This is a genomic window from Nocardia cyriacigeorgica NBRC 100375 (assembly GCF_000308555.1).
Lineage (GTDB): Bacteria > Actinomycetota > Actinomycetes > Mycobacteriales > Mycobacteriaceae > Nocardia > Nocardia cyriacigeorgica.
The window spans coordinates 16,942-38,606 of record NZ_BAFY01000188.1; the positions used below are offsets into that span (position 1 = coordinate 16,942).

The 21,665-nt window shown below is 67.8% G+C and carries 23 protein-coding genes and 1 pseudogene; 12 read left to right on the top strand and 12 right to left on the bottom strand.

Going from position 1 to position 21,665, the window contains the following annotated elements; all coding sequences use genetic code 11:
- The first annotated feature begins 4 nt into the window (after positions 1-4).
- From cyaB to RJ05_RS30980, 7 genes are all read left to right on the top strand, one after another.
- Entirely contained in the window at positions 5-583 is a 579-nt protein-coding gene (gene cyaB / locus RJ05_RS18290) for a class IV adenylate cyclase (protein ID WP_036538814.1), read from the top strand.
- 102 nt (positions 584-685) lie between these two features.
- Positions 686-850 (top strand): hypothetical protein, encoded by a 165-nt coding sequence (locus RJ05_RS18295; RefSeq protein WP_174343947.1) that lies wholly within the window; start codon positions 686-688, stop codon positions 848-850.
- Between the two features lie 240 nt (positions 851-1,090).
- Positions 1,091-1,435, top strand: coding sequence for a helix-turn-helix domain-containing protein (locus tag RJ05_RS18300; RefSeq protein ID WP_232052171.1), 345 nt, complete (start codon positions 1,091-1,093; stop codon positions 1,433-1,435).
- Positions 1,436-1,440: 5 nt separating this feature from the next.
- Entirely contained in the window at positions 1,441-2,310 is an 870-nt protein-coding gene (locus tag RJ05_RS18305; protein WP_036538817.1) for an ImmA/IrrE family metallo-endopeptidase, read from the top strand.
- Positions 2,307-2,921, top strand: a complete 615-nt coding sequence (locus RJ05_RS18310; protein ID WP_036538819.1) for a PIN domain-containing protein — start codon at positions 2,307-2,309, stop codon at positions 2,919-2,921. Before RJ05_RS18305 ends, RJ05_RS18310 begins: the two co-directional genes overlap by 4 nt.
- Before the next feature lie 33 nt (positions 2,922-2,954).
- Complete coding sequence (locus tag RJ05_RS18315) at positions 2,955-3,353, top strand: DUF3558 family protein (RefSeq protein WP_036538821.1); 399 nt, start codon at positions 2,955-2,957, stop codon at positions 3,351-3,353.
- Positions 3,354-3,440: 87 nt separating this feature from the next.
- A complete protein-coding gene (locus tag RJ05_RS30980; RefSeq protein WP_138445745.1) occupies positions 3,441-3,683 on the top strand; it encodes a hypothetical protein in 243 nt (80 codons plus the stop codon).
- A 75-nt stretch (positions 3,684-3,758) separates the two neighbouring features.
- On the opposite strand, the gene RJ05_RS29435 is transcribed toward RJ05_RS30980, so the two are convergent.
- Positions 3,759-5,522: a protein kinase domain-containing protein gene (locus RJ05_RS29435; RefSeq protein WP_138445746.1), complete on the bottom strand. Its 1,764-nt coding sequence runs from the start codon at positions 5,520-5,522 to the stop codon at positions 3,759-3,761.
- A gap of 347 nt (positions 5,523-5,869) precedes the next feature.
- On the opposite strand from RJ05_RS29435, the gene RJ05_RS18325 reads away from it, so the two are divergent.
- On the top strand, positions 5,870-6,298 hold the full coding sequence (locus RJ05_RS18325; protein WP_036538823.1) for a VOC family protein: 429 nt from the start codon (positions 5,870-5,872) through the stop codon (positions 6,296-6,298).
- Between the two features lie 499 nt (positions 6,299-6,797).
- On the opposite strand, the gene RJ05_RS18330 is transcribed toward RJ05_RS18325, so the two are convergent.
- From RJ05_RS18330 to RJ05_RS18345, 5 genes and pseudogenes are all read right to left on the bottom strand, one after another.
- Positions 6,798-7,403 (bottom strand): dihydrofolate reductase family protein, encoded by a 606-nt coding sequence (locus RJ05_RS18330; protein WP_036538824.1) that lies wholly within the window; start codon positions 7,401-7,403, stop codon positions 6,798-6,800.
- A gap of 82 nt (positions 7,404-7,485) precedes the next feature.
- Entirely contained in the window at positions 7,486-7,959 is a 474-nt protein-coding gene (locus RJ05_RS32385) for a multicopper oxidase domain-containing protein (RefSeq protein ID WP_255220944.1), read from the bottom strand.
- 670 nt (positions 7,960-8,629) lie between these two features.
- Positions 8,630-9,031 (bottom strand): annotated as a pseudogene (locus RJ05_RS32390) (multicopper oxidase domain-containing protein); the annotation flags it as partial.
- Positions 9,028-9,408: a hypothetical protein gene (locus RJ05_RS18340; protein WP_156090832.1), complete on the bottom strand. Its 381-nt coding sequence runs from the start codon at positions 9,406-9,408 to the stop codon at positions 9,028-9,030. The gene RJ05_RS18340 and the pseudogene RJ05_RS32390, both read right to left, overlap by 4 nt.
- Complete coding sequence (locus RJ05_RS18345) at positions 9,405-10,526, bottom strand: amidohydrolase family protein (protein ID WP_036538826.1); 1,122 nt, start codon at positions 10,524-10,526, stop codon at positions 9,405-9,407. The genes RJ05_RS18340 and RJ05_RS18345 overlap by 4 nt, the downstream gene beginning before the upstream one ends.
- A gap of 184 nt (positions 10,527-10,710) precedes the next feature.
- On the opposite strand from RJ05_RS18345, the gene RJ05_RS18350 reads away from it, so the two are divergent.
- Positions 10,711-11,619: a sigma-70 family RNA polymerase sigma factor gene (locus tag RJ05_RS18350; protein ID WP_036538828.1), complete on the top strand. Its 909-nt coding sequence runs from the start codon at positions 10,711-10,713 to the stop codon at positions 11,617-11,619.
- A 111-nt stretch (positions 11,620-11,730) separates the two neighbouring features.
- Here the strand turns inward: RJ05_RS18350 and RJ05_RS18355 are convergent, their stop codons facing one another.
- Positions 11,731-12,120 carry a RidA family protein gene (locus RJ05_RS18355; RefSeq protein ID WP_036538829.1) on the bottom strand — a complete coding sequence of 130 codons (390 nt, stop codon included), beginning with the start codon at positions 12,118-12,120 and terminating at the stop codon, positions 11,731-11,733.
- Between the two features lie 67 nt (positions 12,121-12,187).
- Between RJ05_RS18355 and RJ05_RS18360 the strand changes: the two genes are divergently transcribed.
- Positions 12,188-12,790: a CGNR zinc finger domain-containing protein gene (locus RJ05_RS18360; RefSeq protein WP_036538831.1), complete on the top strand. Its 603-nt coding sequence runs from the start codon at positions 12,188-12,190 to the stop codon at positions 12,788-12,790.
- Between the two features lie 440 nt (positions 12,791-13,230).
- The gene (locus RJ05_RS18365) at positions 13,231-13,977 is read left to right on the top strand and encodes a phosphotransferase family protein (RefSeq protein WP_232052174.1); all 747 of its coding nucleotides are present in this window, start codon (positions 13,231-13,233) and stop codon (positions 13,975-13,977) included.
- A gap of 105 nt (positions 13,978-14,082) precedes the next feature.
- On the opposite strand, the gene RJ05_RS18370 is transcribed toward RJ05_RS18365, so the two are convergent.
- The 3 genes from RJ05_RS18370 to RJ05_RS18380 form a co-directional block, all read right to left on the bottom strand.
- On the bottom strand, positions 14,083-15,138 hold the full coding sequence (locus RJ05_RS18370; protein ID WP_051016705.1) for a fatty acid desaturase family protein: 1,056 nt from the start codon (positions 15,136-15,138) through the stop codon (positions 14,083-14,085).
- A gap of 260 nt (positions 15,139-15,398) precedes the next feature.
- Positions 15,399-16,148 carry an SDR family NAD(P)-dependent oxidoreductase gene (locus tag RJ05_RS18375; RefSeq protein WP_036538833.1) on the bottom strand — a complete coding sequence of 250 codons (750 nt, stop codon included), beginning with the start codon at positions 16,146-16,148 and terminating at the stop codon, positions 15,399-15,401.
- Positions 16,149-16,280: 132 nt separating this feature from the next.
- Complete coding sequence (locus RJ05_RS18380) at positions 16,281-19,007, bottom strand: ATP-binding protein (RefSeq protein ID WP_036538834.1); 2,727 nt, start codon at positions 19,005-19,007, stop codon at positions 16,281-16,283.
- 182 nt (positions 19,008-19,189) lie between these two features.
- Here RJ05_RS18380 and RJ05_RS18385 point away from each other — a divergent pair, with 182 nt between their 5' ends.
- A complete protein-coding gene (locus tag RJ05_RS18385) occupies positions 19,190-19,714 on the top strand; it encodes a YybH family protein (RefSeq protein ID WP_036538901.1) in 525 nt (174 codons plus the stop codon).
- Between the two features lie 109 nt (positions 19,715-19,823).
- Here the strand turns inward: RJ05_RS18385 and RJ05_RS18390 are convergent, their stop codons facing one another.
- Both RJ05_RS18390 and RJ05_RS18395 read right to left on the bottom strand, forming a co-directional pair.
- Positions 19,824-20,465, bottom strand: a complete 642-nt coding sequence (locus tag RJ05_RS18390) for an HAD family hydrolase (protein WP_036538836.1) — start codon at positions 20,463-20,465, stop codon at positions 19,824-19,826.
- Positions 20,462-21,631 (bottom strand): MFS transporter, encoded by a 1,170-nt coding sequence (locus tag RJ05_RS18395; RefSeq protein WP_051016707.1) that lies wholly within the window; start codon positions 21,629-21,631, stop codon positions 20,462-20,464. Before RJ05_RS18395 ends, RJ05_RS18390 begins: the two co-directional genes overlap by 4 nt.
- Positions 21,632-21,665 lie beyond the last annotated feature (34 nt).

Genomic DNA, 21,665 nt, shown 5'->3' on the forward strand with positions numbered 1-21,665 from the left:
CCGGATGGACCTGATCGAGGTCGAACGCAAGCGAGAACTCGCCGACAGCGAAGCCCTGCGCTGCCGTCTCGCCGAACTCGGCTACCGCGAGATCAGTTCGCTGACCGAAGTCGACACCTACTACAGCCGACCCGACGTCGACTACATGGAAACCGTCGAATGCCTGCGGGTACGGCAGCGCGGCGGATCGGCAGAAATCACCTACAAGCCACCATCCAACACAGCCACCCACTCGGAGCACGGCGTCATCGCGAAGCGCGAAACCAACGTTCAGCTCGCCGATCCCGACCAGGCGGGCGCGGCTAACGCACTACTCAATGCCATCGGAATGGTCGAGCTTGTACGAGTCGAGAAGGCACGTACTACCTATCGTCGTCCAGGCCATGACGACACGACCATAAGTATCGATATTGTCGCCGGTGTCGGCGCCTTCGCCGAAACCGAGATCCTCACCATCAACAGTGAGGACGCAGCCACACAGCTCGAGGGCATCGAACAGGCGATCGGCGTTTCCACTTACCCGATCGTGCGCCTCCCGTATCGGGACCTGGTGATGCGCGCACGGCCTTGGGCCCGGGTGTAATTCAGCGACGTTGGCGCTCCTGACTCACCCGAGAGCGACCGCGACCACGTACACCGCCTCGGCTACCACCTCGTATGGCCCGGCGAACACTCGGTGCTACGCGTGGCCGACCAGGCACGCAATGCCGGCGCCGACCTGGTGATCCTGCCGGCACCCGACCACCTCGGCCCGCACGAACTCGACGCCGTACTGGACATCTGCGATGTGGAAACCGTGCTACCGCGTCTCAGCTTCCCACGCTGGACCTCCACGCAGGACACACCATGAGCGCCCTGGTAGTGGTCGGTTTCGCCATCGCGATCGGACTACCACTGCTGGTGATCGCGGCGACGATTTGGTGGCCCTGATGTTCGCAGCGGACAACATCGGCCACAACTCTCTCGCCACGCCACCGACGCTGCCATGTGGCGGCAAACGGGCCGACTCCAACCTGGTCGAACCCGCTCCGGCGGGCTAGACTGAATCATAGTCGGCATTTTTGATTCAAGACGGACAGAGGTGATGGCGGTGACGAACGAGGCCGGTGCACGGATCGAACGCGCTCGCGTTGCCGCGGGGTTGAGTCAGCGCGCTCTGGCGGACGCGACCGGGATCTCGCAGTCGACCCTGTCCCGGATCATCTCTGGGGACAGGCCGGCGAAGATGCCGGAGATCGTGGCGATCGGCTGGGCGACAGGGCACACAGTCGCCCAGCTCACAGGGACCGCGCCGGTAGCCGAGCGGGTCCGATGCGCGGCGCGGGCGACCAACGATTGCGAGATGGATCGCATGCGGGAAGCGCTGCTGCATTTCCTGGAATTGAACGACTACCTCGACGATCAAGCCATCCCCGCCACCACCGACCCAGCGTAGGAACCGTGAACAACGAGGCAGAAGGACGCGACGCCGCCGCCCGGTTCCGCCGCGAACACCGACTCGGCGTACAACCCCTGGGCGACCTGGTCGCGATTATCGAACAGGCGACCGCGATCGACGTTGCCGTACTCGATGCAGGCCCGGACGAGCACGGGCTGACGATGCGCGACCCGGTACGCAACGCCGTGATCATCGGCGTGGCACGCACCCGGAACCCGATGCGGCAACGCAGCACGCTCGCCCACGAGCTCGGCCATGTGCTGTTCCAGGATTGGGCAGACGATCACACAGGCAACTGGAGTGATCGAACACCCACGGAAGTGCGCGCCGACGCCTTCGCCCGCCACCTGCTCGCACCGATCGAGGGGCTCCGCGAGTTCCTCGGCGACCGGGAAACGGCAACCCGATCCACGCTCTCCGAGGTCGTCCAGCGGTTCCTGGTGTCACCACCGATCGCGGCGATCGCCCTGCACCAGGCCGGATACATCGACGAGGCCACCAAACACGAGTGGATGGCGTCGACGGCACCACAATTGGCTGCCCGCTACGGATGGTCCGACCAGTACCGCGCATTACAGGCCGACTCCGATCAACGCCGGGCGCCCCAGCGGCTACTCGCCCGAGCCATCAAGGCATACGAAGAAGAAGTGCTGTCCGCGCAGGCGATCGCCACCCTGCGGGGTATCACGCTGGAAGCCGCCCAGGAAGAGCTGCGCGAAGCAGGTATCGAGCCCGCCGGACATCCACTCGCCTGGTCCGACGCTGCCGAACTGCCCGACGCCGAAGTGGACCTGGCCGCCCTGGACGCAGCCCTCGACAGCCCTGGCGACGAATCCGATGATCCGGCGGCCGAAGCGAAGGATGCGAGGTGAGCCACCCGCCGATCATCGACGCCGGGCCCGGCCTGAACTTCTTCTCCATCAACAAGGAACGCTTGCTCATCGGCGTCCTCGGCCGGATCAGCGCTCCGGAGACCGTCCAAACCGAGATCTTGCGAAAGTCACGGCACGATCCACGGTTCCGCGCCGCCGCTACGGTCTGGCGCAAACTGACACCCACCTGGATCCAGGTGCTCTCCGACGACCAAACGCCCGAACTCGCCGCTGCGGTGCACAGAATCACCCGCCAACCCATGAAACAACGCGTGCAGTCCCCGAAAGACCTGGGCGAGACCATGGTCATCGCGCACGCAGTCGTCGCCGCGGAAGCCGGGGAGACCGTCACGGTTCTCATCGACGACGGCCCCGGAGCCCGCACAGCAACAGCTGACATCAGCCGCCTGCAACGACTCCAGTCCAGTGGTCGCGCCGTAGGGACGATCCGGCTGGTGAACACACTGACAATCCTGGAGAAGGCAGCGGCCGGACAGCACATCCCCGACAAGGCCGCGATGCGCGCCATCTACACCCGACTGCGTAGCCTCGTCGACGGACTCCCACCCATCGAGAGAACCCCCCTTCTCCGGCTTCCGCACTGGCGCTGAGGTGCACCACGCCCTCCGCCGAACCGCGGACTGGTGGCCAGGGCAGGCTTCACCCCGGAGACCCGCGAAAGAGCCACCGCTGAAGGTGTCGGCATCTTCACCGAAATCGGCTGCCAGTTTTGGCGCGAAACCCTTGTCGACGGCGAGAACCTCCCCACCAGCGCGGTTTCGGTGACGTCGAGCGACTTGACTCTCGACGATATCCGGAAGAACCCCGCTCACGAGGTTTTCAGCTCGGAACCGATCGGTGGGCGTGCGGCGGTGCTGTATCGGACTCCGGCGAATCCCGGCGCCTGCTCGGCCGCCGTCGAAACAACCGACGGGGTCTTCCGGGTGGGCATCATGACGCTGCCGGCAGTACAGGCTCCCCCACCCTGCGATGAGATCCGTCCGATCACCGAGATTCTGAGCGAATCACTTGGCACCAATTGAGACCTGGAACCTGGCCGGGATCCGTCCGCCCGATCCGATGGCCAGGGCCTGCAGCCAACGTAGAACGAACCGAGTCAGAGGATATCGATGACCGAGACGTTATCAGCAAATTCCAGCGAGATCGCCGGCCTGGGTGTTCTCCTCGCTTCCATCGGTGCAGACGTCCAAGCGACGTCGGATTTCGTGGCGAAGGAAGGTAGAGCGGCAGAGTGGCTACACGGGCCGATCATCGACACCCTGGTGGCCCCGTCCAACGACGCGGCCGACTGGTGCACATACGCTTCCCGCCCGGGAAGCGGCGGCGAAAGTTACGGCACGTATCGTCCATGACCGCGTTGAGTTCGAGCGAGCGCAGGTGGTCGGGTGCAGGCAGGATCACCCGGTCCGGAGGAAGCAGTTACGCAGTCAGCCCTCGATGTCGATGCTGTTGAAGACGAGGTTGCTCAGTCGCTCACTTCGGCCGTCGTAGTCCGGGGGTATGAGGCTGTCGATGACCTTCAACCCCTCGTCGGAGATTGTGCCGAACACCGTGTATTCCGGTTTGAGTTGTCCGTCGGCGAAGAGCAAGTCGAAAGTAGCGCCGAAGAAGGAAAGGCTACTCATCATGAGATAGCCGCGACGGTATTGCAACTCGATGAAAGCCTCGGAATCCAAGTCATAACCAGGGCTTTCGCTGTTACCGCACGCAATCCACTCCACTCGCCCTCCGGCGCAGCGGACTCGGTCGAACGCGCCCTGCTCGGCCAGGCTGATGAAACTGTTGACTGTGCAAGGCGCCAGTGATCGGTCGAGAAGTAGCGGGATCGCTCCCGCATTGGTGTTGATCGTCGCCCGGACGGTGCCTTTAGAAGAAACCGGGCCATCGTCCGGGCGCTTCACTCGTGGTTCCTTGCCGTCCGGTTTGTACCGGCAATAGACCGGATCGGGTAACGGAGTCGGGCGTATGGGCGGCGGCACGAAACCAGGGGGGATCTGTGTCGGTTGGGAAGTGGTCGGCTGCGGAGGTGGTTGCTGCGCGGCGGAGTCACCATCGCTGGGTATGAGGCCGGGGAGATAGATCGCCGCGGCGACCACGATCGTCAGCACCGCGAAGATCACCGCGGCGCCCGAGGCGACTTTCCGCCGACCGGCCGCCCCGGCCCTCCAGCTCTGTGAGCTCCTCTCCGGACGCCGCCTGGGGCTCGGTAAGCCGGAGGCCGATGGAGAGTCGCGAGAAGGTGCGGTGGTTGCGTCAGGTGGATGCGGAGGCGGCGCGGTGTGCGCACGCGCCGAAACCGGTGCCGGAACCCCGGCTGTCGGACCGGCTTCCGTGATGCCGGCCGCGACGGACGGCGTGCCCGCGAGCGCCGCGCGGGCCGCTGCGGCGAGTTCACCACAGGAGCGATACCTGTCGGCGGGTCGTTTGGCCAGCGCGGTGGCGATGACCATATCGAGCGCGGCCGGCAGATCCGGGCGTAAGACACTGGGCCGCGGCGGCGGATCGTTCAGGTGGGCGGCCATCACGGCGGCGTGCGTATCACGGGGAAACGGTCGCTGCCCGGTGAGCAGGTGATGCAGTGTGCAGCCGAGGGAGTAGACATCGGTGCGGCGCTCGGAGGGTTGAGCGAGAAATCGTTCGGGTGCCGCGTAGGCGAACGTGACGGCCAGCGTGGACGCCGTCACCGATTCGTCGAGTGCACGAGCGATGCCGAAATCGGTGAGTACCGCCCGGTACTGCCGGCGTGGGTCGGGCGCGATCAGCAGATTGGCCGGCTTCACATCGCGGTGCAGGACGCCTGCGGCGTGGGCGGTATCCAACGCGTCCGCGGCGTCGGCGATCAGTTCCACCGCCAGATCCGGGGCCAGACCGTCCGGGGCCGCCGCGAGCAGGGCGTTGGCGTCCCCGCCGCTGATGTACTGCATCGACAGCCACAGATCGGGATCGCCGGGGTCGCTGCGATCGTAGACGGCAACGATATTGGGATGGTCGAAGCGTGCCGCCAGCGTTACTTCCCGCTCGAAGGCGATACGCGCTTTCGGATCGGTGGCCAAGACATCGTTGAGGACCTTCAGCGCCACACGACGTTCCAGCCGTGGATGGCGAGCGAGATACACCACGCCCATCCCGCCCGAACCGAGAGGTCGATCGATGACGAACCCGCCGAACTCATCCCCCGACTGCAAAACCACCTCGGCTCCTGGTTTTTGGGCGTCTTGCGTACCCGCGCCGATCGAATACCTTTGTGTCGTCAGCGAATATAACCTACGTAGCAGACCGGCGGCGCCGCTCCGGCGCCGGGCGTGATGGGTCCGAGGGAGGTGCCCACCGCAAACTCACAACAAGGTGTGCTGCTAACAGGCGACATCCGCGACGTTTCGTTTGCCAGGGGGAAGAGGTCGAGCGCCGGGACCGCGTGGGGTCTCGGCTCGACCTGATCAACGCGCCGCGCTTTGTGACGCACGCCACCCTGGACTTAAAGCCGACTTGAAGTTGCACGATGGTTCCCGACATTCGTACTGGAGAAGGGAAGCGAACTGTGCCGAAACTCGACCGGATCATCGAATCCGCGCTGTACGTCGACGACCTCGATCGTGCCCGCGCGTTCTATATCGATGTGTTGCAGCTGAAACCGATACTCGACGCTGATCCGTTGTGCGCGTTCGATGTCGGTGGCGACAATGTACTGCTGTTGTTCCGCCGCGGTGGTTCGCTCGAACCGAAGGTTCTGCCCGGACCGGGTCTGCCGAAAGGCGAGATCCCACCGCATGACGGCAGCGGTCGGCTCCATGTGTGCTTCGCCGTCTCCGAGGATCAGTTGACCGAATGGGAAGCTCACCTGGACGCGCACGACATCCCGATCGAAGGCCGGACCGACTGGGCACGTGGCGGGCGCAGTATCTACTTCCGCGATCCCGACGAGCACCTCCTCGAGCTCATGACGCCGGGCAACTGGCCGACCTACTGAGCATCCTGCCCAACGCAGGCGCTCAGGCAATGCTCAGACATAGGACCAGCTGATCACCGCGCATCTTGGCGACAGACCTTCGAGCGGGCCCGAGGCGCGGCATCGTTGCCCCGAGAAGTCGGATTAGGACGTCCGCTATTCCGAGTTTGAGATAAAACTAGGAATAAGCGCCCTGTAATTCCGAGTTCAGAGGAGCTATGGGAGACGCGGGCTCGCCCCCACACGAGCATCGAGCGGTTCCGTGGCACCAGCAGTTCAGGGGCGGAACCCGCGACGATCGGACCGTGCGGGAAGTCGTGGCCAGCCTCCCTCTCGTCCTCGACGAACTGGATGCACTCGGCGCCCGAGGCAAGAAGGCGGCAACCTGAGCCGGGGCCGGCGCGACCTGCCGGGGCGGTCCGACTCGGCCGCAGCGACAGGCGATGAGCGGCGTTCAAAGCGCAAGTGCGTTGTTCGTGCAGGTCATGAATGAGGAACCGGCCCGGCGAGCACAGCGACCTCACGCAGGCCCACCCAGCGGCGGGTGCTCGAGCACGCGGGGCTTGTACTCGACCAGTTGAGTGCGGCCGTCGAAGGTGCGGTGGTCGATCATGTCGAGGGCGACATCCGGATAGCCGTCGTAGATGCGTTCTTCGCCGGTGGCCCCGGTGATCACCGGGAACATCACGACGCGGAAGCGGTCGACGAGGCCGGCTCGCAGTAGGGAGCGGCTCAGGCTGAGGCTGCCGATCGTGCTGAGGATGCCGGAGCCGTTCGCCTTCATCGCGCGAACGGCCTCGACGGCGTCGTCGCGGATCAGAGTGGAGTTGGCCCAGGTGAGTGGCTCCTCGAGGGTGGAGGAGAACACCAGCTTGGTCGCCTGGGTGAGCTCGTCGACGGAGGCCTCTTCTTCGGGCCGGAACTCGTCTTGGCCGTCAGGGACCTGGCCGGCGGCGAAGCCCGACATCAGGCGGTAGGTATTGGCTCCCATCAGGTAGGTGACCTTGGGCTGCTCGCCGAGCCACGCGAGGTACTCCGGGCCCTCGAGGCCCCAGAAACCGGGCCAACCCTGGCCCGATGCGTAGCCGTCGAGCGAGGTGATGAAGTCGACGAGAAGCTCCGCCATCGCAGTGTCCTTTCCTAGGGTGTCACGAGCTCTGACCGGTCGGGAGCCGGAAATTCATCGGTCGCGCCGCGGGGCGGCGCAACTACGTCACCACGAAGTCGGCCATCATCGCCATGTCCTCGTGTTCGAGATTGTGGCAGTGCAGCATGAACGGGCCGGGGTAGTCGGTGAAACGGACCGCGACCTCGACGGCCTCGGCGGGGCGGACGTCGACGGTGTCTTTCCAGCCCGCGTCGAAGGGGCCGGGCGGGCGGTTGTTGCGGGAGATCACCTGGAACGGGTCGAGGTGGACGTTGGAAATCGGTGATGAAGCGCCAGATCTCGACGGTGCCGAGGCGCGGATTGGCGAGGGCGCGGCCCGGTTCGTACGGTGCGCCGTTGATCGACCACCCGTGCGGGCCCAGTTGGAACAGGAAGGTGCGTTCGGCGACGGCGGTGGCCGGATCCAGGCGCTCGACGGGGGCGAGCCGGTCGGGGACGGTAGTGTCGTCGCGCCGGAGCGGGCCGGTGACGTCGAAGCGCATGATGTCGGCAGCCGGTCCGGTGTCGAGGGCATTGCGTAACCGGACAGAGGTGCCGGGCGGGTAAGCGCCGAAATCGATGATCACGTCGAAACGTTCGGCCGGCGAGATATCGAGGTGATCGTGCCGGATCGGCCGGTCCAGCAAGCCTCCGTCACTGCCGACCTGCACGAAACCGGCTCCGGGCGGGTCGAGCATGAGCCGGTAGCGGCGCGCGTTCGAAGCGTTGAGCAGTCGGAATCGGTAACGCACCGGCGACGCCTCCAGCCGCGGCCACGGTGCGCCGTTGACGAGCACCACATCGCCGAGAACCCCGTTCATATAGGGGTCGGTGACGCCGGGTGTGCGCAGGTCCGGGTCGATCAGCGGGTAGGCGAACGAACCGTCGGCGGCGAAGGAACGATCGCTGATCAGCAAGGGGATGTCGCGATCACCGCGCGGTAGCGGCAGGGCGTCTTCGGCGTCGTCGCCGACGAGGTGGAATCCCGCCAGCCCACGCCAGACCGCCGGGCCCGTGAAGCTGTGCCGGTGGTCGTGGTACCAAAGAGTCGCGGCGCGTTGGCGATTCGGGTACAGGTAGGTGCGTTCACCATGAGCGAGCGCACCCGTCATCGTGGTGGCTGCACCGTGTCCATGGTGCTGGGGTGCGGTGGTCGAGCCGACCGGCAGGATCAGGTCCATCGGGTAGCCGTCGCTGTCGGCGGGAGTGTGCCCGCCGTGCAGGTGCACCACTGTCGGGTGGGGTAGTTCGTTGCGGTGGCGCACCGCGGTCGCCCGGCCCGTCCTCGCCCGGATCGTCGGGCCGGGGAAGGTGCCGTGGTAGGTCCAGGCTTCGGTGCGCAGGCCCGGCAGGATGTCGAGATGTGCGGTGCGCTGGACGATCTCGTAATAGTCGGTGGTCGCATCGGAAGCGACGGGAGCCAGCTCCGGCGGAATGGGTAGATACGCCCGATACGGCTGCGGCAACGGCGCCGCGCTGGGCAGCAACAGACCCGGCTCACCCGGTCGCACGATCTTCGGCAGCACCGCCCAGCTCGCGGCCCCGACGGCGGCCGCCGCGCCGACCCCGGCGCCCGCCCGCAGAAATCCTCGCCTGCTGATGCTCATCGCTGCCACCGCCACGCCCAGCTCACCAGCAGCCCCGTGCCGATGGACAACCCGACCGCGAGCGGAATATGTACCGCCAGCACCCGCTCCTCACCGAGTGGGATGAGCCCCGCCGCGATCACCAACTGCACCACCGCGGTTCGGACCGGCCACGCCGGGCCGCCGCCCCGGCGCCACAGCAGCACCGCGCACACGAGCTGACCGAGGAACACCAGCGCCACGAGGCCGCCGTTGCGGCTGTGCATGGCCAACGCTTCGAAGTGCCCGGCCAGGAAACCGCCGGCCAGGGCGGCCTGGGCGAATACCAGCACCACCGCCGTCGTCGCTATCGCCCGGAACAGCGGCAGCGGCCATCGCGCGACCACGGCCGCGGTCACCGGCGGACCTGCCGCACGCCGCGACGCCACACCTCGGCGATCTCGGACGTGGCGGTGATATCCGTCGTCGGGTCGCCGTCGACGAGCAGCAGATCCGCTCGCAAGCCCGGAGCGATGCGTCCGCGATCGGACAGACCGAAACGATCGGCGGTGCGGCTCGTCGCGGCCCTCAGTACTTCGAGTGGACTCATTCCCACCCCGATGAGCAGCGCCAATTCCCGATGCAGTCCTGAACCATGCGCGGGTACGTACGGCGTCGCGTCGGTACCCGCGAGCAGCGGCACGCCGGCCTCGTGCAACGCCCGCGCCACTCGGACCGCGTCGGCGAACGAGCCGGGGCGCGCGCAGTCCGCGGTACTCTCGCGCTGCCCCGTGATGGCCTCGAAGTACACGAGGGTGCTCACCACGAACACGTCGTGCGCGGCGATTCGATCGGCCAGCTCGGGGGTGCGGTCGGTGAAATCGGTCCACACGTGTGCCAGCCCGTCGACGCCGGCATCGAGTGCGATCGTCACTTCGTGCTCGGTGATCGCGTGCGCGATGACCTGCAACCCGGCGTCATGGGCGTGGGTGGTCAGCGCTTGCGCGGTCTGCGACGAGAGCACCGGCAGTCCCGTGCCGTGCACGGCACCGTCATCGATGACGATCTTCAGATAGTCGGCGCCCTCGGCCAGCCGGGCCTGCACGAAATCCGCCGCATGCTCGGGGCCGGAGATGGTGTCGAACGGCGCGAGTCCGAGCGCGGCGATATCCGGCGAGGCGAGCAGCTGACTCGGGTGGCCGCCCGGCGCCGTCGCCAGGGTGGCCGCGCTGCGGAAATCGGCGATATCGTCGCGCGATGCGGCCGCTGCCCGCTGGGCGGTGAGGACCTCGGGGAGACAGAACATGTCGAGTTCGGTCGTGACTCCGAAGGTGAGCGCGGCGGCCAGATCGCCGTCGAAGATGTGGGTGTGGGCATCGATCAGGCCCGGCAGCAGGGTTCGCCCGGTCCCATCGATCTCGACATCGGCAGCAGTGTCGTCGGTGGCGATGATCCAGCCGTCCTCGATGAGCACGGTGGTGCGGTCGATGCGCTGTTCGCCATCGAAGATGCGGACATTGCTGATGCGGGTGCGCATGGGGAGCTCCTGGTAGGGATGACGGAAGGTTTCGTCGCCAAGGAGCAAGCGATGTGGGCAGAACGTGACACCGCGAGACCGGTTCTGTGGGATGGATCACCGAATCCGGCGGCGGTGTCACACTCGATGGCGTCGCGGCCCTCTTCGTAGAAGGACCAATTCCCTGCCGGACCGGAGGACCGCCGTGCACGATGACATCGACAACGCCACCGAAACGTTCCTCGGTTACCGCGAGCTGCTGTTCTCGGTGGTCTACAACATGCTGGGCAGCGTCGCCGACACCGAGGACGTCCTGCAAGAAGTGTGGTTGGCGTGGCAGGCCCGCGTCGGCGGCGCGGAGCCGATCGACAACGTCCGCGCCTACCTCACCCGGATAGCGGTGAACCAAGCCCTCGCCCGCCGTTCCGCGCTCGCCCGGCGGCGTGAAGACTATGTGGGGCAATGGCTTCCGGAGCCGCTGATCGACAAGGACACCCCCGCGGACGGTGCGGCGAGCGTGCTGCGGACCGAATCGTCGTCGATGGCGATGCTGGTGGTCCTCGAATCGCTGACTCCGCTGGAGCGGGCGGTGTTCGTGCTCAACGAAGTCTTCGCCTACCCGCACACCGAGATCGCCGACATAGTCGACCGCTCCCCCGCCGCGGTCCGCCAGATCGCCCACCGCGCCCGAGCCCATGTGCGGGCACGCAGGCCACACACGCAAGTGGACCCGCGGATCCGGCGGCAGGTGACCGAGCGCTTCGTCGACGCCGCCATGGGCGGAGACCTCGAAGGTCTCCTCGCGGTGCTGGCCCCGGACGTCACCCTCTGGACCGACAGTGGCGGCGCCGGTGTCGCCACGTCCTTGCAACCGGTGCACGGCCGAACCGCTGTCGCCGAGCTGTTCGTGTCCGTTGCCGAGGCCGGCCTGGACGGTTACCGGGTGGGTTGGCGCACGGTCAGCGGCGATCCGTGCGCGGTGATCTTCGACGGTGACGCCCCGCTGGCGGTCGTCGTCCTCGATATCACTCCCGACGACACCGTCATCGGGGTCTACTCCGTGACCAATCCCGCCAAGCTGACCCGGGTGAACGATACGAATCCGACTCGCTGACCGGTAGAGCCGCGTGGAAGATCGCCGACCGGATCGGCACGAACGCCGCTGCCCCGGCGGTGAAAACGGCTACCGACGAGGCCGCGCCGCACACCAACGACAGCTCCGCTGCTACACCACGGCCACGGCGTCGATCTCGACGAGGCATCCCGGATTCAAGCCCGCGACGACGTGGACGGTGATGGCCGGCGGCGGGTCCGCCCGGTTCCAGACCTCCTGGAAGGCGGCGACGCCCTCGTCGAAGGTGTGGCCGTCGAGCACGGCGATTCGCCAGTGCACGATGTTCGCCAGGCTCATTCCCTCGCTGTCGAGGATGGCGATGAGGTTGCGGAAAGCCTGCCTGGACTGTTCGCCGACGGTGGGGCCGACGACCTTGCCGTCGGCGTCGACGCCGTTCTGCCCGCCGATGTAGATCGTCTTCGTGGGGTTTTCGACCACGACGGCCTGACTGAATGCCGGGCTGCGGTGCAGGCCCTCGGGGTTGATGTGCCGTACGGCCATGAGCTTCCTCCTCCACTAGCGAAACCAGTTAAAGCGGTTTCGGTACGACACCAGTTATAGTGGGTTCATGCGAGCCAAGGCAACCGGGCGGGTGCTGCACGACCCCAAGGGCGGGTCGTTCCGGTTCGATGCCGGCGCCGTCTGCCTGGACTTCGCCCATACCGGCGGCGAGGGCGAGTACGCGAAGTTCGAAAGCCTCCACGAGCCCGCCGACCTCGCCCAATGGTTGGCAGAGCCGCCCCTGTCCGCGCTCCCGACCGCTCCCGTGACCGCCGACGAATTGACCGAGGCGAAAGCGTTGCGCCAGGCTATCTGGGTCGTGGCCCACGCCCGTGCGGACGGCCGGCCGCTTCCCGCGGACGCGGTCGCGGTCATCAACCGCGCTGCGACCACGACGCCGCTGACCCCCGAACTCGCCGTGGACGGCACTACCGCCGGCTGGGCTGCGCCGGTGCGGGCGACGCAGGCGCTGTCGACCCTCGCGCGAGAAATGATCGAACTGCTGACCGGCCCGTTGGCGGGCCGCATCCGTGAGTGCGCCGGGGACAATTGCCCGCTGGTCTTCGTGGATACCTCCCGCCCCGGCGCACGCCGATGGTGCGCTATGGAACGCTGCGGCAACCGGCACAAGCTCCGCGCCCTGCGTGCCCGCCAGGCCATGCAGCGGTGATCCGGATCGGCTGGCTCATACCAGCGGCGGCGAGAAAGGTGAGTCGCCACGCAGGTCCCACGTCCGACGACGCCGCGGCGCAGACGCTGCCTGACTGCTCGGCCGCATCGCGCCGAACGCACACAGCGTGTACTGCCGCTGCCGGCCCGACCGAACCACGCCATCGTCGGAGGCTTTTCAGCCAGGCACCGCCGTGATGCGGCCGCCAGCACGCTGCCGCGACCACTGCGGCACGAAACGCAGGACCCGCAGAATCGGCTCGTTGATCCGGACGACGCACCGCGATGCGATACGCGCGAGGACTCGGCCGGATCGCCACGAGTTGGCCGGCCGCCTCGGCGCGGCTGTGCCGGTCGGCTACTCCGAACCCGGATCCTGCGCTCACATTCCGAGCGAAAACCCGGATGACGTCAAGGCTCCCTCCGGCGATACTGACCGCCGTGGACAAGCACGGGGTGGAAGTAGTCGTCGCTCATCACGATTGCGCGACGCTGCGAGTCGGTGACGTTTTCCTCAAGCTCGACGCTGATCAAGGGCGCACCGACACCGAGGTCGACGCCATGACGCGGGCGCCGATCCCCACTCCCGAAATCCTGTGGCGCACACCGCCTGTCCTCGCGCTGGCGGCGTTACGGGGAACCGCACTCGCTCGTCTCGGTGAGCCGTCGAGCGCGTCGCCGCGGGCGTGGGCCGCGGCGGGTGCTGTCGTGCGGCGGCTGCATGATGCGCCGCTGCCGCCGTGGCCGGGTCGCAACCGGGAGGAGTTGGCGTCGCAACTCGAGGTCGAATGCGCGTGGCTCGTCGCGCATGACGTGCTTCCCGCCGACGTCATCAGGCGCAACCGCGAACTCGCCGAGGCCGCGCTTCGCCCGTGGACGCCGGTGTTCACTCACGGTGATCTACAGGTCGCCCATGTGTTCGTCGACGGAGACGAGGTCACCGGCGTGATCGATTGGTCGGAGGCGGCCCAGGGTGACGCCGTGTACGACCTCGCCACCCTGACCCTCGGCCACCCGGAGCATCTCGACGACGTCATCGCAGGGTACGGCGCGGAGGTCGACCGCGAGGTGATCCGCGGTTGGTGGTCGGTGCGGTGCCTGCGAGGCGTTCGCTGGCTGGTCGAGCATGGATTCGACCCGAGTGCGCCGGGCTGCGAGATCGATATTCTGCGAACGCAGGCGTTGTGAGGCGCAGCAGATCCAGGCGAGGTGACGGCCCCGGCGGAGGTCAGGTGATGAGCGAGCATCGCGACCCCCAGCTCGCCGCCGACTACGAGGCCCCCGTCACGCGACTCAGAGCTCGGACTCCTGACGCCCCCGCAGCGGAGCGCCGACATGATGCATGTGCTGCAGCGCTTCGCGATAGGAAGCGATCAACCCCGTCTCGTGGTACGGCACACCGATTTCCGCGCAGTAGTCGCGCACGATGACCTGGGCGTGGCGCAGGTTCGGGGTCGGCATGCTGGGGAACAGGTGATGCTCGATCTGATAGTTGAGGCCACCGAGGGCGATATCGGTCAGCTTGCCGCCCTTGACGTTTCGGGACGTCAATACCTGACGCCGCAGGAAGTCCGGGCGGTCGTCGCCGGTCAGGGTCGGCATACCCTTGTGGTTCGGGGCGAAGATGCAGCCCATGTACACGCCGAACAATGCCTGGTGGACGACGAAGAACGCGAAAGCCTTGTCCACCGGCAGGATGACGAGCAACGCGGCCAGGTAGACGGCGAAATGGCCGAACAGCAAGGCGCCCTCGAGGACGCGGTGTTTGACCGATCGATTTCTGAGCGCCCGGACGCCAGCCAGATGAAGATTCAGGCCCTCCAGCATCAGCAGCGGGAAGAACAGATACGCCTGTGCCCTACCGATGAGACGGGGCAGCCCCCGACTGGCCCGCGCTTGCTGTTGTGACCAGACCAGGATGTCGGGTGCGACATCGGGATCGAGTTCCTCGTGATTCGGGTTGGCGTGGTGGCGGGTGTGTTTGTCCTGCCACCAGCCGTAACCCAAACCGATTCCGGCATTGCCGACGACGCGCCCGACGATTTCCGTCGGGCGACGCAGCCGGAAGACCTGCCGGTGCGCGACGTCATGCATGACCAGAGCGACCTGAGCGAAGGTCACGGCCATGAACGCCGCGACCAGCAGGGTCCACCACGAATCACCGACCAGCACGAACGCCGCCCACCCGGCGGCGAACGCGAACCCGACGAGCCCGAGCCGGACCGCGTAGTAGACCGGACGCCGGTCCATCAGGCCGGCCTCGCTGATCCGGCGCAGCAGCGCGGCGTAGTCGCCACCGGCGCCACCGCGCCGCGTCAACCGGGGAGAGGACAGGGTAGGTGTCGTCATAGAACTTCCTCGGAGTCGGAATCCACCCCGCGCGATGCACGGCCGACCGTCGGATGCCGGTCGGCGCCCGGCCCGTAGCGGGCACTGCGGCGCGGCGATGTCGTTACTCCGAAGCTATGCGCCCATTCCTCGTCCGGTGTAATCCCCTGGTATGACGCGGAATAGCGCTGCGGTGTGAGATCGGCGCGATCTGCCGGCGGGCCGCGGGAGCGGCGCACCGGCCAGTGCCGGGTTCCGGCAGGCGACCCAGGCCGCCCGGCTCAGTTCGCGTAGGCGCCGCAGGAGATGTCGATCTGGGTGTCGGTGATGGAACGGGCGCGGTCGGAGGCGGCGAAGGCGGCGACGTGGCCGACGTCGGCGAGGGTGGCGGCGCGCTTGAGCAGGGTGGCGTCGATCATGGACTGCTTGGCGGGTTCGGTCTGCGGGATGTCGGGGAGGGTTTCGGGGATGCCGCCGGTGCGCAGCGTGAGTACGCGGACGTTGTGCTCGCCGAGTTCGCAGGCCCACTGGCGGCGCAGCGCCTCGATGGTGTCGCTGCCGATCTGGACATTGCCGAGGCCGGGCATCTTGCTGGCGTAATCGGAACCGCCGAAGAAGAGGATGACCCCGGATTCCTGGGCGACCATGTGCCTGGCGGCCGCCTTCGTGGTGTTCAGCTGGGAGGTGATCAGCCGGGACATCGAATTCGCGAAGGCGTCCACCGGGAGGTCGGCGAGCGGGCCGAACAATGCTTCCTGGGAGATGACGTTCACCGAAATGTCGAGGCTGCCGGCCTTTTCGACAACGGCGGCGGCATGATCGTCGACGGCGGAACCGTCCAGCGCGTCGACCACGGCGGTTTCGGCCCGGCCGCCGTCGGCCCGGATCTTGTCGGCGACGGCGTCCAAGGTGGCGGCGGTGCGGCCGACCAGGAAGCAGTTGGCGCCTTCGGCCGCGAAGCTCGCGGCAAGGGCGGAACCGATGGCGCCCGCCGCGCCGTAGATGACAGCGGTTTTGTTGTCGAGGAGCATGTGCGTCTCATTTCGTGCGGTGAATACCTGACACGAGCGACGCTATTTCGACGGTACGACCGGCCGCATCGGTCGATCGACTGGCGTGTGGAAGCGGTGCGCGGGGCCGAATGGGTAACCCGACGCCCGCGCCTACAGCCGGAACCGCGCGAGGTCGGCTCGGCGGGTGATCCCCAGCTTGGGGTAGGCCTTGTACAGGTGGTGGCCGACGGTGCGCGGACTGAGGAAGAGCCGGGCGCCGATTTCCTTGTTGCTGTATCCGGCGGCGGCCAGGCGCACTACCTGCGTTTCCTGCGGCGTCAACTGGGCAAGCGGATCGGTGCGCCGGGGCGCGGCCGGCTGGTCTCCGAGCGCGGCGAGTTCGGCGTTCACCCGCGTCAGCCAGGCTCGCGCGCCGAGTTGATCGAAGGTCTCGAGGGCCTCGACGAGTTGCGCACGCGCGTCGGCACGTCTACGGCGGCGGCGCAGCCACTCGCCGTAGACCAGCTGGGTGCGGGCACGATCGTAGGGGCCGCCGTGCTTGTCGTGCTGTGCCAGGGCGGCCGAATACAGGTCATCGGCCTCGTCGCCGGACGCCAGCAACGCGCTACAGCGCAACGACAGCGCTGCCGGCAGGGGTGTTCCGACGGTCTCGGCCCATTGCCCGAAACCGGCGAGGTGTTCACCGGCCCGCTCACGGCGACCGGCGCGCACGGCCGCCTCGACCTGATCGGGTACCGCACGAATCAGGAAGTCGTATGCCGCGGGTCCGGCACACACACTGCCCAGACGATCGAGCGCGGCATCGAACGCGCCCGCCGCCAGATCCGCGAGCGCGACTCCCCACTCGGCCAGCGCCGCATGGGTGCGATGGGTCGCGGACAATCTCGGCCGGATCTCTGCTGCCAACTCGTGGCATCCCTGCTCATCCCCGCTCACCGCCGCCAGCCACACCTCGATCGCCCGCAGCGCGTCCGCCTCGATCGGCATACCGATCTCCTCGCTGAGCGCGATCCCCTCGGCCGCAGCGGATCTCGCTTCACCGAAGCCACCGGAGAACATCTGCGCGAGCGCCGCCACTTCGAGGCCGTACGGCACCCAGTGCAGCTCGCCGATCGCGCGGGCGCCGGCGATCATCTCGTCCATGATGGCCGCGGCGGCCGCGTCGTCGGCCAGCATCAATCCGCTGAACGCCGCGACAACCTTGTGCAGGTCGTCGACCGCGTCGCCGTGGGCGGCAAGCAGTTGCGCTGCCATCACGCCGGCCGCCGCCGCGGCAGCACCGCCGAGCAGGTCCGCCCAAGCGATCTGCGCGGCCGCATGCGGGCGCAGCGGCGAATCGTCCGGAAGTCGAATGGAATTCAGTAGTTCGGTACCCCGGAGCAGTAGGGCACGGTCGGCCGCGTCACGCGCGCAGCACAGCGCCTCGGCCAGGAAGAAGGCCGCGCGTTCGGGGTCGAGGTCCGCGATCAGTTCAGCGGCCCGCAGGCTGAGTTCGGCGTCGGCGGCGGGCGAGGTGCGTTCGTATTCGACCTGAGCCCTGATATGCGTTGCATCCGCGATGATTGCGAGATCATCGGTGAGCGCCGCGGCCTCGGCGGCCAGCCGGGTGGCGCGGTCCGGTTTGCCCGCGTCATAGGCCGCGCGTGCGGCCAACAGTATGCGGTTGGCTTTGCGCTCCGGATCCACGCTCAGCCGCCCGGCGCGATCGTATGCCGCCGAGACGGCCATGGCACCGCCGCGGGCCTGCTGACGGCGTGCGGTCTGCTCGAGTACGGCGGCCACGCTCTCGTCGGGTTTCGTGGTCGCCGCGGCGAGGTGCCAGGCGCGGCGGTCGGCGTCCGCGGGCGCGGTCAGTTCCGCGGCGAACCGTTCGTGCACGGCGGTCCGCTGATGGTGCGGCGCGTTGCGGTACACGGCGGCGCGGATGAGTGGATGCCGGAACTCCAGCCGGTCGCTGTCCACTGACACGAGTCCGGCGCGCTCAGCGGGCTCCAGATCCTCACCCGACAATCCGAGCCCGGCGGCGACGCCGAGCACCGTGCCGATATCGGTGCCGCTGTCGGCCGCGGCGATCAGCAGCACAGTGCGGGTGCCCGCGGGAAGGTCGGCGATCTGCGCGCGGAAACTCTCCTGCACCCGCGAGGTGACCGCCAGCGGGCCGACCTCGTGGCCGGGATCGAACCGCCCGCTGGCTTCCGCGGCGCGGCGGGCACCGCCCAGTTCCAGCAGCGCCAGCGGGTTGCCTGCCGATTCCGCCAATACCCGCTCACGCCCCGGCACAGTGAGGCCCGGCGTGCACCGATCGAGCAGTTCGGCGGCAGCCTCCTGGGGCAGGCCGGTCAAACGCATGCTCGCGATGCCCGGTGTCGGGAAGGGTACGGCCGTGTCGCGCACTCCGAGAATCATCGCCACGGCGTCCTCGCCGAAGCGACGGGCAGCGAACAGCAGCGCGTCGATGGAGCTCTGATCGACCCACTGGGCGTCGTCCACCAGCAACAACGTCGGTGTCTCGGCCGCCAGCTCCGCGAGCAACGTCAACGTCGCGGCGCCGACCAGGAAGCGATTGACCTCCGCCGCCTCCGCCTGGCCGAAAGCCGCGCGCAGGACCGCGGCCTGCGGTCCCGGCAGCCGGTCGATCCGATCGGCGAAGGGGTTCAGCAGCATGTGCAGCACCCCGAACCCCAACTCGGCCTCGGATTCGATGCCGACACCACGCAGGACCCGCATACCCTCGGCCGCTTCGCCGGCGTATCGGAGCAATGCCGACTTCCCGATTCCCGCTTCCCCCCGAACAGCCAAGGCACGGCCGTGCCCCGCCATCGCGTCGGCCAGCAGGTCACGGATGCCGACCTGCTCGACGTCCCGACCCACCAGCATTCGGTCAGCATAATCCCGGTCGGCGGCCGGGCCGAGATCTGCGCGGGACGCGTGGATGCCGACCGGCGGGGGTCGCCCCGCGAGGGCACCTCACATTTGCTCCCACCGCGTCGTCGGAGTGCTGAAACCATGCGGCGGCCGTCTGGAAGGCGGCCGCGGACGGAAACTCGAACGGAGACATGATGACTTCGAATGAGCAGCAGATCCGGGCACTGCTGGAGAGCCGGACCGAGGCCCAGCGGACGAAAGACATCGATCGGCTGATGTCGTTCTATGCGCCCGACATCGTCTACTACGACGCCGTCGCACCGCTGCGGTTCACGGGAACCGACGAAGTGCGCCGCAACTTCCTGCGCTGGTTCGACGGCTATGAGGGCCCGATCGGCCTGGAAACGCACGACCTGACCGTCGTCGCGGACGACGATGTCGCATTCGCCAATATGCTTCACCTGGATTCGGGCAAGCACAAGGGCGGGATCGAGCTGTCGATCTGGGTGCGCGAGACCGTCTGCCTGCGTCGTACGAACGGCAGCTGGGTGATCACCCACGAACACATCTCGATACCCTTCAGTCCCAGGAACTTTCAGGTCTGGTGCGCCTCGGGGAAGGACTCGACGGTCCGGGACGGCAGGACGATCTTTCATCTGGCCGTCAGCGGCCTGGCTGCCCGGCTCGGCCTGCGCGGGCGGGGGCCGAGCCGATCGTGATTATCGGACTGTGGTCCGGGGACTCACCGCCGGCGCTTCCGTGAACGGCTGTCCCCCGAATCCGAAGAACGCGGACGATTCCCTGCTCCGCGAGCGTCGGTACCGGTCTTCACATCCCGGCTACGACCGGGCCAATCCGGTCGTGGATCTCCATCGGCGAACCGGTGTAGTGAAGGGTACGCAGACCCACCTGGGCGGCCGCCGCGCAATTGTCGGCGCGATCGTCGATGAACAGGACCGCTGCGGGATCTCCGGCGCCGGTGGCCGCGAGCGCCTTCCGGTAGGTATCCGGGTGTGGTTTGTTCATCCCCAACCGGCACGAGTAGAGGGCATCGTCCATCACCGCGCGCCAGGCGGCGGCATCGAGAGCTTCGCTCACCGGATGCGGTGCGTTGGAGAGCAATACGATCGGCAGGCCGGTGCGTCGGATCCGATACAGCAGCTCGACCACCCGGTTGTCGGTATGGGTCCACATGGCGGCGTCGACGGCGCGGAGCCGGGCGAGCTGTGCCGGGTCCGGGCGGTGGCCGAGTACCGCAGACCAGAAGTCGGCGTCGTCGAAGCTGCCGGAATCGTAGGGTTCGCGGGCGCTCCAGAACGCGCTCTGAAAGCTCGTGAGGCAGCCGGCGGGCCAACCGGCCAGTTCGGCGAGCTCATCCCACATGGCGGAGGTTGGTTGACGTCCGATGACGCCGTTGTAGTCGAAGATCACCGCGTCGAGCGCGGTCTGCTGCACACGTTCCGAGGTCATGTGTTCTCCAGGGCTCGAGGGGACAGGAATGCCACGGCCGCGGCGAGCGCGGCGGGCAGTAGGAGGGCGAGGGGCAGGGACGTCGCGGTAGCCAGGACGCCGATCGCGGCGGGCCCGGCGAGCAGCCCCACGTAGCCGATGACCGCCACGGTCGCCACCGACCGCGGACCGCCGGACCCGGCCGCGCTGAACAGCGACGGGACGATGACCGACAAGCCGAGCCCGAACAGCGCCCAACCGGCCAGCGCGACCACGATCTCGGCGCTCAGCACGCCGGCGAGCAGCCCGGCCGCCGCCAGCATCGCACCGACACGAACGACTTTCGACGCCCCGAAATGGGTGGTCAGCCGGTCGCCGACGAGGCGGCCCGCGGCCATGGCCGCGCTGTATCCGGCGAAGGCCGCGGCGGCGAGAGTCGGTGAGGCGTCGAGATCGGTGAGGTGCACGGCCGACCAATCGGCGGCGGCCCCTTCGCCGAGCAGGCAGGCGGCCGCCAGCACGCCGAGCAGCCAGACCCGGAAGGAGCGGGACTGCGGTACCTCCGGTGTCGCGACGTCCTCGGGCGCCGGTGCGCCGAGCTCGCGGGTGACCGGCACGGCCGCCATGGTTGCCACAATCGATATCCCGGCGATGCCGACGAAAAGGTAGGTGTGTGGCCACTGCGCCGTCACGGCGGCGATCGAAGCTCCAGCCAGCGCGCCGAGACTGTAGGCCGCGTGCAAGCCGGACATGATCGGACGCCGGTATGCCCGCTGGCAGTCGACCGCGGCGGCGTTGGCCGCGACATCCAGCACACCATGGGCTGCCCCGAAGATCAGCGCCGCGACACCGGCCGCCAGCGCGGTGCGGCAGGTCCCGAGCAGCGCCAGGCTCATCGCGAAACCCACGCCGCCGCCGGTCAGCAAGACGGGCAGCCCGTGACGTTCGGCGATCTGCCCGCCGACGCGCAGGCCGGCGACCATTCCGGCCGCCGCCGCGAGCAAGACCGCCGCCAGGCCCGCGGTATCCAGCCCGGCCGCTGCCTGAACCGCCGGGATCCTGGTCCCCCACACAGCGGTGACGACACCGAGCCCCACGAAGTACCCGGTCAGCAGGGCCCGATCCCGGGCAAGAGCGCGCGGTATGGTCCGCACATCTCGGGACGTCGGTGCGCCGACGATTGTCATGACAGCTCCAGCAGCGGCAGCACGCCGATTCCGG

Coding starts and splice junctions, on each gene's coding strand:
- cyaB (WP_036538814.1), top strand. CDS start 5: ATGGACCTGATCGAGGTCGAACGCAAGCGAGAACTCGCCGACAGCGAA.
- RJ05_RS18390 (WP_036538836.1), bottom strand. CDS start 20,465: ATGACCTCGGAACGTGTGCAGCAGACCGCGCTCGACGCGGTGATCTTC.
- RJ05_RS18345 (WP_036538826.1), bottom strand. CDS start 10,526: ATGCGCACCCGCATCAGCAATGTCCGCATCTTCGATGGCGAACAGCGC.
- RJ05_RS18360 (WP_036538831.1), top strand. CDS start 12,188: ATGCGAGCCAAGGCAACCGGGCGGGTGCTGCACGACCCCAAGGGCGGG.
- RJ05_RS18355 (WP_036538829.1), bottom strand. CDS start 12,120: ATGGCCGTACGGCACATCAACCCCGAGGGCCTGCACCGCAGCCCGGCA.
- RJ05_RS18395 (WP_051016707.1), bottom strand. CDS start 21,631: ATGACAATCGTCGGCGCACCGACGTCCCGAGATGTGCGGACCATACCG.
- RJ05_RS18370 (WP_051016705.1), bottom strand. CDS start 15,138: ATGACGACACCTACCCTGTCCTCTCCCCGGTTGACGCGGCGCGGTGGC.
- RJ05_RS18385 (WP_036538901.1), top strand. CDS start 19,190: ATGACTTCGAATGAGCAGCAGATCCGGGCACTGCTGGAGAGCCGGACC.
- RJ05_RS18330 (WP_036538824.1), bottom strand. CDS start 7,403: ATGGCGGAGCTTCTCGTCGACTTCATCACCTCGCTCGACGGCTACGCA.
- RJ05_RS18375 (WP_036538833.1), bottom strand. CDS start 16,148: ATGCTCCTCGACAACAAAACCGCTGTCATCTACGGCGCGGCGGGCGCC.
- RJ05_RS18380 (WP_036538834.1), bottom strand. CDS start 19,007: ATGCTGGTGGGTCGGGACGTCGAGCAGGTCGGCATCCGTGACCTGCTG.
- RJ05_RS30980 (WP_138445745.1), top strand. CDS start 3,441: ATGACCGAGACGTTATCAGCAAATTCCAGCGAGATCGCCGGCCTGGGT.
- RJ05_RS32385 (WP_255220944.1), bottom strand. CDS start 7,959: ATGCCCTCGACACCGGACCGGCTGCCGACATCATGCGCTTCGACGTCA.